General features: G+C 43.4%; 10 protein-coding genes. 4 read left to right on the forward strand and 6 right to left on the reverse strand.

Going from position 1 to position 9,951, the window contains the following annotated elements; all coding sequences use genetic code 11:
• The 5 genes from W293_RS17145 to msrA form a co-directional block, all read right to left on the reverse strand.
• A partial coding sequence (locus W293_RS17145; protein ID WP_037025970.1) for a helix-turn-helix domain-containing protein occupies positions 1-401 on the reverse strand: 401 nt, incomplete at its 3' end.
• Positions 402-584: 183 nt separating this feature from the next.
• A complete protein-coding gene (locus tag W293_RS0102165) occupies positions 585-2,078 on the reverse strand; it encodes a lytic murein transglycosylase (protein WP_025650888.1) in 1,494 nt (497 codons plus the stop codon).
• 224 nt (positions 2,079-2,302) lie between these two features.
• On the reverse strand, positions 2,303-3,016 hold the full coding sequence (locus W293_RS0102170; protein WP_025650889.1) for a DUF1499 domain-containing protein: 714 nt from the start codon (positions 3,014-3,016) through the stop codon (positions 2,303-2,305).
• Between the two features lie 69 nt (positions 3,017-3,085).
• A complete protein-coding gene (gene tmpT / locus W293_RS0102175; protein WP_025650890.1) occupies positions 3,086-3,754 on the reverse strand; it encodes a thiopurine S-methyltransferase in 669 nt (222 codons plus the stop codon).
• 174 nt (positions 3,755-3,928) lie between these two features.
• Positions 3,929-4,450 carry a peptide-methionine (S)-S-oxide reductase MsrA gene (gene msrA, locus W293_RS0102180; protein ID WP_025650891.1) on the reverse strand — a complete coding sequence of 174 codons (522 nt, stop codon included), beginning with the start codon at positions 4,448-4,450 and terminating at the stop codon, positions 3,929-3,931.
• A 336-nt stretch (positions 4,451-4,786) separates the two neighbouring features.
• Here msrA and cmoA point away from each other — a divergent pair, with 336 nt between their 5' ends.
• From cmoA to W293_RS0102200, 4 genes are all read left to right on the forward strand, one after another.
• Entirely contained in the window at positions 4,787-5,560 is a 774-nt protein-coding gene (gene cmoA / locus W293_RS0102185; RefSeq protein ID WP_025650892.1) for a carboxy-S-adenosyl-L-methionine synthase CmoA, read from the forward strand.
• 167 nt (positions 5,561-5,727) lie between these two features.
• The gene (locus W293_RS0102190) at positions 5,728-7,164 is read left to right on the forward strand and encodes a KAP family NTPase (protein WP_198015407.1); all 1,437 of its coding nucleotides are present in this window, start codon (positions 5,728-5,730) and stop codon (positions 7,162-7,164) included.
• Positions 7,165-7,405: 241 nt separating this feature from the next.
• A complete protein-coding gene (cmoB, locus tag W293_RS0102195) occupies positions 7,406-8,482 on the forward strand; it encodes a tRNA 5-methoxyuridine(34)/uridine 5-oxyacetic acid(34) synthase CmoB (RefSeq protein WP_025650895.1) in 1,077 nt (358 codons plus the stop codon).
• 32 nt (positions 8,483-8,514) lie between these two features.
• Positions 8,515-9,639 carry a DUF1176 domain-containing protein gene (locus W293_RS0102200; protein ID WP_025650896.1) on the forward strand — a complete coding sequence of 375 codons (1,125 nt, stop codon included), beginning with the start codon at positions 8,515-8,517 and terminating at the stop codon, positions 9,637-9,639.
• Positions 9,640-9,799: 160 nt separating this feature from the next.
• On the opposite strand, the gene W293_RS16895 is transcribed toward W293_RS0102200, so the two are convergent.
• A partial coding sequence (locus tag W293_RS16895; RefSeq protein ID WP_084212260.1) for a DUF2788 domain-containing protein occupies positions 9,800-9,951 on the reverse strand: 152 nt, incomplete at its 5' end.

Consider the following 9,951-nt stretch of genomic DNA (forward strand, 5'->3'; position numbering starts at 1 on the left):
CGCTTTTGACATCTAAGGGCGCTATGTAAGTTACCCCCTGCCTTTTTGTCAGTATAGATGTGTTGATATATCGATTCATGGCTTGGGACCTCTTGCCAACCCAGCATTCTCAGTCGCCCTGTGATTTGCTCAGGTGAGTAGTGCTTGCTGAGTAGATGATCAATATAGCACCAGCCAAAGCGGCTGATCTGTGAGCTATTCACAACTTTGCGCGCGTTTGCCAATCGATGGGCTTGTTTGGGGCGATAACCCCTTTGTCCCATGTTTCGCCTTATCTCTCGACTCACCGTTGATTTATGACAGCCAATAATTCTAGCTATTTCACTCATGCCTTTTTTAGCTTGCAATAGCGCTGATATTTGATATCTTTGCTCTTGGGTAAGATGTGTATAGTGTTTCATAACGTTCTGATATGTAGGAGTTGAAGTTTGAAATGCAACACGGCACATCTTACTCTTCAACTCATTCTTTTAAAACGTTGCACTTCTTATTTGAATCTAGGTCTATAACAATTAGGTTTATCACAAACTTAGCGCATGCCCTCATTTTAAAAATAGTAATAAAAATGAGGACATGCTGTAGTGCTATGAACCTTCGTCAACACGCACGAGCTTCACGCTACCATCGGCACTTGTCACGCGGCGATAACGCGTATTGCCAGAACTTGATGGTTGGACTGACGACTGAGGGGAGTAAGTGATGGGACTGCTCGTTTGTTGTTGAATCAACTGTCCCATGCGATCAGCAGAGGCAGGCTGTAAAGGCTGACTGTTCGCTGGTTGCCCATATTGGTTGCCATATTGGTTGCCATATTGTGTGCTTCTTGGAGCTATGTTTCCTGCATTTCCAATGATTGAACGGTAAAATTTCTGTCCTGCGCGTCCATCAGCGGGGAAGATGCCCTTACTGGTTTGGTACTGCTGAATCGCAGTGCGAGTATTGTCTCCAATAATGCCGTCGACTTCACCAATATCATAACCAGCATTTAACAGCGCTTGCTGAATGTCTTTGGCTTGCTGGCGACTGATACCCGGATCATCGGTAGGCCAAGCAGTGACGAAGTCAGTTTTGCTGCTGTCTTCTTTGGTAATTAGGTCTGACAAATGCGCGATGGCTAAGGCGTAGTTCTCTGACGCGTTGTACGAATAAAACGTATCGAAGTTTTTACCCACTAAGAAAGCAGGGCCTTCAGCGCCTGCAGGTAATAGTAATCCTGCACTATTCAAGTCGTAAGGCAATGGACTGCCATTGGCGAGCGTTAGCCCTTGATCGCGCCAGTGGCTGATAGACTTTTTGTTCTTTCGGTCAGAGGCGGCCCAATAACCACTGGGCAACTTGACTTCGTAACCCCACGGCTCGCCAGTACGATAACCACGATTGTCCAAGAAGTTAGCGGTAGAGGCTAGCGCATCAGGGACGCTATTGACCAAGTCGCGACGACCATCGCCATCAAAATCAACGGCCAATTCTAAAAAGGTGCTCGGCATAAACTGCGTTTGCCCAAAAGCGCCTGCCCATGAGCCAGTCATATCGCTGGGCGCGATATCGCCATTTTGGACGATTTTTAGTGCATTGGCATATTCACCTTGAAAGTAGCTCTGACGACGGTCAAAACAAGACAGCGTCGCTAGGGATTCAAACAACGGCTTTTTGCCCAATGTCTGACCGAAGTTTGACTCAACACCCCAGACGCCTAGTACGTGCTCGGCTTTGACCCCATAGCGTGATTCGATTTTACGTAGCGTATCACTCCATTGACGCTTGGCGCGGATACCATCTTCGACACGCTCGCTATCGACCAGTGATGAGAGATAATCCCAAACGTCTTTTTGAAACTCTGGTTGATAGTTCAACGATTGAATGACGCTAGGATCAGGCTGGCTTGGGCGATAGTTGTTAAAGGTATAACCATCAACTCCGCTAAATTTGCTAGAGTTTTTTAATCCATCTAAACATTGTTGCAGCTCGGCATTAGATAAGTCTGGGGCTGGAGGTTTGGCCGCTTGGGCAGTGCTAGCAAAACTCAAACCAACAGCAAGGCTAAGTATCGATAAAGTAGAAACTGGAGTCAAACGCATGAAAATGTCCTATAAACGTCAAAGTGGTCATTAAAAGAGGATGCAGAACTGGTTAAGGTAGTATGGACTTAGAGTAACCAATCTAAATAGTAAAGAAAAGGTATCGAAGCACTCAGTTACTATAAATGGACGCTGGCGTGAGGTTAGGAGAGGGTTTTGGATGGAAAAGTCTAGTGTCAAAATGCCTAGCATCTTAGTAGATCCTTATTTTCACTAAAACCCAACTACTTCTCCAAAACCTTATCCAACTCATTAATAAAGTTATGAATGCGCTCTGCATTTTTGCCCAAATCGCTACCGCCAACCCGTGACTTACTGCGAATATCGAGCAGACGCTCACTGCCGTTATCCGTCACACGTACGACAACGTCGTCTTTAAAGCCGAACCACATCGTACTATCTGTCGCTTCGACAATGCCTTTATCCACATCACTATTTACCAAATCCCAGCCTAAATTATTGATGGCTTGTTCGGTCGCCTTGACCAATTCAGACTTTGATTGCGTATAGGTTAAGGTTTGCAGATCCGGATAGGCGTCACGTTGTTGTTTTGCAGCTTCCGCACCTGCGTACTCAACGGGATTTGGCGCATCAGCGCGTAGTGGGGCAATGGCCACAAACTTAGGTGGATTAATCAAGTCGGTCGATATATCGTGAATAGGCGGTACACTTTTGCCTTTATTCATCATACTTAGCGGCATAGCTATGGCAATAGCAGACAGTAGCAGCGCTATTACCGTGCTACCAAGTGTCACTGTTTTGCGTTTAAATATCATTTGTAAAACGAGTAAGATAAGGGCAGCGATGCCAGCAAACACGCCGAATTTAAATCCCGTAAAGGCGGTACCCAAATCGACGATGCCATATTTATAAAGCGGACCGGGTAACGCCACCAGCAAAAAGGCGATTAAGCTGACGAGACTAACTAGAGCTTTCATTAGGTTTCTCCGTTATGATTTAATCGTCGCTTAATCACTATTGAATCATTGCGATAATTAAGCTTATATTTAATTCAACAGCCAAACATGCTCAGTGACTTTTAGCTCAGGTGCGGAGCCAATAGTAGCAGGTTCATTTATCAGCTCGCTAATATGATAGTGCTCGCCATAGTATTGCTGTATTTGCTCGCTACTGATGGAGAAGGGCGGCCCATCCTTTTTACTTTGATCATAATTCAATGTGAGCAACAGTTGCGGCGCTGCTTTATTACTCACATTAACACCAAGTTTGTGTACGTGCTCGCTATATTTCACACGCATATTGGTTGGCAGGGCAATTAATGCCGCTTTATCATATACTGCATCGACAAAGCCAATATCTTCAGCTGTTAGCGCAAAAATATCAGCGACCCATAACGTGATTGTTCGTCCTGCCAGCTGACCTTGATAATACTTAATCGCTGGATTATTTGCATGCTGATGTACAGTAGGCACGATATTTTGTTCAGCAAAGAATTCTTGTACGGCTGTCTCAACCAGTTCGACGCCAACCACGTCATAGCCTTGCGCTTTTAGCCATGCCATATCGATCGACTTACCACATAAAGGCACAAATACTCGACCACCAGCGGGCACGTTTAAATGGCTAAAGTACGTCATTAATAACGGATTCACTTCAGACTGGTTAAAACCAATGCGCTTGTCTTGCCAGCGCGTTTGCCAAAATTCAGGGTTCATAAGTTCGCCTTTATTCATTGAAGTTTATATTATTAGTTATTTTTATAATAGCTTTTTGGTTAATAATACTAAGGGTATTAAAAAGCCAAACGCCTATGGAATAAGCGTTTGGCTATGATTAAAAGTCGCTCTAAGAACTATGCTTTTTCAGCAGTTTCTTATTTAACGTTTTGTTTAGCTCACCATGTACTTACTGAACTCTTTACGCAATTTGGCAAGCTTTGGCGGTATGGCGAAGTTGCAATAAGCCTGTCCCGGATTTCTATTGAAGAAGTCTTGATGGGTCTCTTCTGCTTGATAAAATTCAACGGCAGGGTGTACTTCTGTGACGACGTTGAGACCCATGTCGCGTAGTTTGTTGATTGTGCGATCGACGGTTGGTTTTTGATCTTCGTCTGTGTAAAACACCACGCTGCGATATTGGCTACCAACATCATTGCCTTGACGATCCATCGTGGTGGGATCATGAGTGGCAAAGAAAACATCGAGTATGACTTCTAACGGGACGATAGATTCATCAAACTTAACCTTGATGACTTCAACGTGTCCGGTGTCGCCGCCGCAGACGGCTTCATAGTTAGCAGAGACAGCATCGCCGCCCATATAGCCTGAAACGACAGACTGTACGCCTTTGACGGATAAAAATACAGATTCGGTGCACCAGAAACAGCCACCGCCTAATATAATGGTTTGCATAATTTTTCCTATTATTATAGATGTTGTTATAGAGATAGGCTAAGGTCTTTATTTGGTTACAATGTTGTCACTTTTCAATGACTTGTTACTTTGAAGAGTTTATTACCCTTAGCGCGACCTAATCAGCTTAGCAGGGCAGTTGGCTGCGATAAGTAACAAACAGTAATGTTATAATGGGCTTTTGCTACGTTAGTCCGCTCTGGGCTAACGCTATCAGTTGAATAGCATCGATTAAATAGTATCGATCAGAACCACTGAGCATTTCCCAATCAAAGTTTCAATGTCGAAAACCAAAAACCAAAAACCAAAAACCAAAAACCAAAAACGAGTCGCACCATGAACCAAGCCAAGCCTGCTATCAAACATGACACCTTATTCACAACGCCACTCGATAAAGCGGCGCGCTTTTCCTTTGATGAGCAAGTGGTGGCTTGTTTCCCTGATATGATTCGTCGCAGTGTGCCTGGTTATGGTCAGGTGCTGGCAATGCTACCCATATTTGCCCGTCGTCATTGTAAATATCGCCAGCAGGATGATAAGGGTCAGCGTGTCAGTCGCATTTATGATTTGGGTTGCTCGCTTGGTGGCGCAAGTATGGCACTCGCTGGCGAGTTTGAGCCACAAGACCTGCAAATTAAAGCGATTGATATCTCACCTGCGATGACCGCTGAAGCGACGACTTTATTGAGTGATAATTATCCTGAGCACGATATAGAAGTAATTACCGCTGATATTCGCGATGTTGAGCTTGAACCCTGCGATATGGTGATTTTGAACTTAACGTTACAGTTTTTACCTGCTGCCGATAGAGTTGCAGTATTAGAGAAAATTTATGCCGCATTAAGTGAAGGTGGCATACTAGTACTAACTGAGAAAACCCATGCGTTTGATGAGCAGTATGATGCATGGTTGGTTGAGCGTTATTACGACTTTAAGCGCGCCAATGGCTATACCGAGATGGAAATTAGCGGCAAGCGTAATGCGCTAGAAAACGTCTTGATTACCGATACCTTAGATGAGCATCATGCACGGTTGAGTGATGTTGGTTTTAAGCGTCATCTGACATGGTTTCAGTTTTTGAATTTCGTTTCTGTGGTGGCGTTTAAATAAGTTTTTTGGGAGCCAATCTCGCTTTTCGCTATTATCTGCTTGTTTGCATGAGGCGATAGGCTAAGGCTTGGCGCGTCTCTTGCTTCGCGAGACACCCCAAAGCCAAGCCGTCGCAGCTCATGCACCCAAACAGGATAGACGCTGCAATCGAGGCTAGCGGCGACACTGTGTCTTTGCCTGTATTTATCGTTGTTAAAGAATATTTTATTACAATAATTACAAGGAATGAAAAAATGGATATGAATATCAGATCAAAAACGTTTGACGGTCGCGATGAGTTCAAGCGAAAAAGTATCGCCGAAAAAGCTATCAAACTTTTGAAGTCTGATATAGATATTTCGCCAATGGTCATTGATGGTAGTTGGGGAACAGGTAGAACTGAGTTTTGTCATAAACTTATTAATCTAATGAAGGAAGATAGTACACACAATATAATTTATATTGACGCTTTTAAAGCTGATCATGTTGATGAGCCTTTGATGACTGTACTGGCAGAAATAATTAAAATATTACCTGAAGGTCCACGTAGGAAAGCTTTTATAAATAGAGTATTACCAGCTGTACGCTATACTCTTAAAACAGTAGCTAAGGCTAGTGTTTCTCATCTTCTAAGACAAGACTTTGCGGATATTACAAACGATTTCGATGAAGTAATTCAAAAAGCTGCTGATGAGTCAATCGACAAAACAGCAGAGCTCATACTCAAAGATCATGTAGAGGCAGAGAAGAGTTTAAAAACGTTGCAAACTGCTCTAACAGCGATTGCATCTCACGATCCTATCGTTATATTTATAGATGAACTTGATCGCTGTAGACCAAACTTCGCAGTCGATATGCTTGAGATAATCAAGCATACGTTTGATGTTGAAGGTGTTAGCTTTGTACTTATCACTAATACCCAGCAGTTAAGAGCTTCTATAAACCATTGTTATGGTCAGGCAGTTGATGCACAACGCTACTTAGATAAGTTTATAAAGTTCAGGTTTGAACTGTCACCTTACTCTACTAGAGATTTAAACAACCTTGTTTTGGCAGCTACTGATCATTTCTTTAAGCTAGCGAGAGAAAAAGAGTGTTTGCCTAACAATCTTTTAAACTCAAATTATTTTAGAAGAGCTATTGAAAGTCTTATTAAGTATCAGAAAATTTCTCTCAGAGAGATAGAAACGCTTATTTTACATATACAAGTTGTGCAGAGTTTTTCTAGCTCAGAAACCTTCTTTGAAGGAATATATTTGGGCCAAGCCTTGCTACGATTAATTGCTGTAATGTTAGTATGCTTTAAACCTACACTCTTAGGCAAAATAAAAAATGAAGACATTGATGCTAGTCTATTAGGTGATTTCTTAGGAGTAAAAGAAATACCAGTTATTAATGATGGAAGTTTTAGTCATCTTGATACTGTTGTTAGAACTGAAGCGTTTGAAGTGATTATGGTAATTCTTGCAAAAGATTGTAGTATTAACACAGAAGCATATGTGCCAGACGATGAAAAGAAAAATGAATGGGGTGTCTATATAAGCAATTTTATGGACGGTATGCCCTATAAGGGTAGAGCTATAAAAATAATACTAGAAACAGCAAATATAATGTCTTTTGAATAGTATATCTCTTTAAACTGGTGCGCTGGGCGCACCCTACGGCTGATTTACCCGAGCGCAAGACGAGTTTTTTGCCGAGGGACGAGGCGCGAATAAAGTTTTAAAGAACACCGAGCTATGCCTCGCATATTTGCCCACTTTTAAAGCACTCCAATCTTGAGGCTCATTTTTTTTGCTTTTTCTTTACTTTCACTGTTTTCATTATTATCCATTTAAATAACAATCAACACGGTAATCTGCTTTTATGCTTAACGACACTATCATCCACGCCGAACGCGAACTGTATTTAACCTTATTAGAGCTGGCACAGCAGCAGCCGAGCGCCTATGAGTGGCTGTCAAAATTACCCACGTGGTTAAATGATATCAAGGATAAAGCCAACTATGCGCATGCGCCGGCTTATCAAGCGTCGGTAGCACGTTTGCCAACATTAGCCGTTTATAATGTGGATTTGGACAGTGACATATTGACGATTAATGCGCCGTTGAGTGACTCTGAGCGCAAACAAACCATGGCGCTACTAAAGCAATTGATGCCATGGCGCAAAGGGCCTTTTCAGATTGGTGGTCAAGTCGATAGTGGTCAGAATGAAGATCAACAAGCCGCGCCAATTTTTATAGATACCGAGTGGCACAGTGATTGGAAGTGGCAGCGGGTCGCACCGCATTTAGGAAATTTAAAAGGTCGGCGTGTTTTAGATGTCGGCGGCGGCTCCGGTTATCACGGTTGGCGTATGGCAGGGGCTGGCGCGGATACAGTAATTATCATTGATCCGTCTTGCCTGTTTTATCATCAGTTTATGGCGATTCGTCATTTTGTGGGTAACGCTGATGCTCATACTCATGTTCATGGTACAGGTCGTTATCGTACCCATTATATTCCCGTGCCATTAGAAGCATTGCCAGAGCACAGTCAGCTGTTTGATACCGTGTTTAGTATGGGCGTGCTGTATCATCGTCAGTCACCCTTTGAGCACCTGCAACAACTCAAAGGACAGTTGGTAAAAGGTGGTGAGTTGGTGCTTGAGACTTTGGTCATTGAAGGCGATGCCAATACGGTACTGGTGCCGCATGATCGCTATGCGCAAATGAATAACGTGTATTTTTTGCCGTCAGTCGCCGCATTAATTGGCTGGCTAGAAAAGGCTGGATTCTCAGACGTGCGCTGCGTAGATGTAGCCGTAACCTCGATTGAGGAACAACGTAAAACGGAATGGATGACCTATCATTCGTTAGCCGATTTTTTAGACCCCAATGATTCTAGCAAAACCCTCGAAGGCTATCCTGCACCGATGCGCGCGACCTTGATTGCCAAAAAGTAGCTCGTACTTACCTACCATAAGGAAAATGGGCAGTGAAAAAATTAACGATTTTACTCAGTGCCATGATGGGTTTGCTGCCATTGACGTCCATATCTGCTCATGCTGCCTATGGTACGCCATTTGAAGGGTGGGGCTTTGTACAGGATGATTGGCAACTGGTCTGTGATAATACCTTGACTTGCCGAGCAGCGGGTTATGCGGATGAGAGTATGTTGGATACGCCTGCCTCGATTTTGTTGACAGCCTTACCGCAAAAGTCGATACCAGATGTACAGGTGGCTTTTGAATACCAAGAAGACAAGGTGGATAGTAGCGACAATGAATTGAGGGCAACAGAGCTTTGGCTAAACAATAAAAATTATGGTGCCATTGAGAAGGGTGAGCTTAATACTAAGCAAACTCAGCAGCTTCTAAGTCATTCGCGTCAAAATACTAAGATAGAGATAAGAGCGGGTGATGATCGTTGGATAATCAGCGATAAAGGCATGAGTGCCGTGCTGCTCAAGCTTGACGAGGTGCAAGGGCGAGTGGGCACATCGATAGCACTAGTGAGCAAAAACAATCCTAATCGGCAAACGCCTAAAGCAGCCAAAGCAAAACCTGTGATTAAAAAAGCATATTCATATTCGGATGATGATAAACAGCAGCTCGACCCTGCAAAGCTAGTGTATTTTCAAAAAAATATAAATAAGTGGATTGATATTGATGCTAAGGAGCTTATCGGCTCTGAAGACGATATGGGAGACTGTGAGCTGGTCAATCCAAAGACCGAAGCGTACCAACGAATGCAAGAATATGGCGCTGATAGGCTAGACTGGGAATTTACACCCGTAGATGCTACCCATACATTAGCCAGTCATATTTGTTGGCAGGGCGCATACAACGAAGGCTATGGTTATTGGCTGATTGACAAGGCAAAACCCCGTCGTTCGCAGCTAATTACTACCATGGGCAATGATTATTCTAATGGCGAGATTTGGGCAACACACAAAGACCGCGGGGTTGGCGATTGCTGGAATCGGGCGATATGGGTTTGGGATGGAAAAGACTTTGTTCAAGCAGAAGATTCCAGCACAGGAATGTGCCGGGGTTTCGCCGGTGGCGCGTGGGATCTGCCGACTTACGTGAGTGACGTTATCCCGCAGTCAGATAAGTGAATGATTTGCTTTAATACACTCACATAAACAACATGAATAATGACTTTGGCAGCGACGGCTCTTTATTGGTGACTTTGTCTATTAGCGACAGGGTCAGTCATATTATCATTGACGAATAGCGCTATCCGTTTTTCTTATGGTTTATAAATAAGAGATCTGTTTAAATGAACCATTTGTTAAACGCCACTTCTATTAGCACCTTGAGTATAAATCCTATAAAGCCCGCACCAAGCGCTAAAAACATCCAAAAAGTACCGGCGCGACCGGCTTCAGAGCGTTTTGATAAGTCCCAAATGATAAAGAATAAAAACG

The organism is Psychrobacter sp. TB67 (genome assembly GCF_000511065.1).
Classification (GTDB): domain Bacteria; phylum Pseudomonadota; class Gammaproteobacteria; order Pseudomonadales; family Moraxellaceae; genus Psychrobacter; species Psychrobacter okhotskensis.

What these genes read in the sequence shown, in the direction of transcription:
- W293_RS0102165 (WP_025650888.1), bottom strand. Translation starts at nt 2,078, where the DNA reads ATGCGTTTGACTCCAGTTTCTACTTTATCGATACTTAGCCTTGCTGTT.
- W293_RS0102170 (WP_025650889.1), bottom strand. Translation starts at nt 3,016, where the DNA reads ATGAAAGCTCTAGTTAGTCTCGTCAGCTTAATCGCCTTTTTGCTGGTG.
- tmpT (WP_025650890.1), bottom strand. Translation starts at nt 3,754, where the DNA reads ATGAACCCTGAATTTTGGCAAACGCGCTGGCAAGACAAGCGCATTGGT.
- msrA (WP_025650891.1), bottom strand. Translation starts at nt 4,450, where the DNA reads ATGCAAACCATTATATTAGGCGGTGGCTGTTTCTGGTGCACCGAATCT.
- cmoA (WP_025650892.1), top strand. Translation starts at nt 4,787, where the DNA reads ATGAACCAAGCCAAGCCTGCTATCAAACATGACACCTTATTCACAACG.
- cmoB (WP_025650895.1), top strand. Translation starts at nt 7,406, where the DNA reads ATGCTTAACGACACTATCATCCACGCCGAACGCGAACTGTATTTAACC.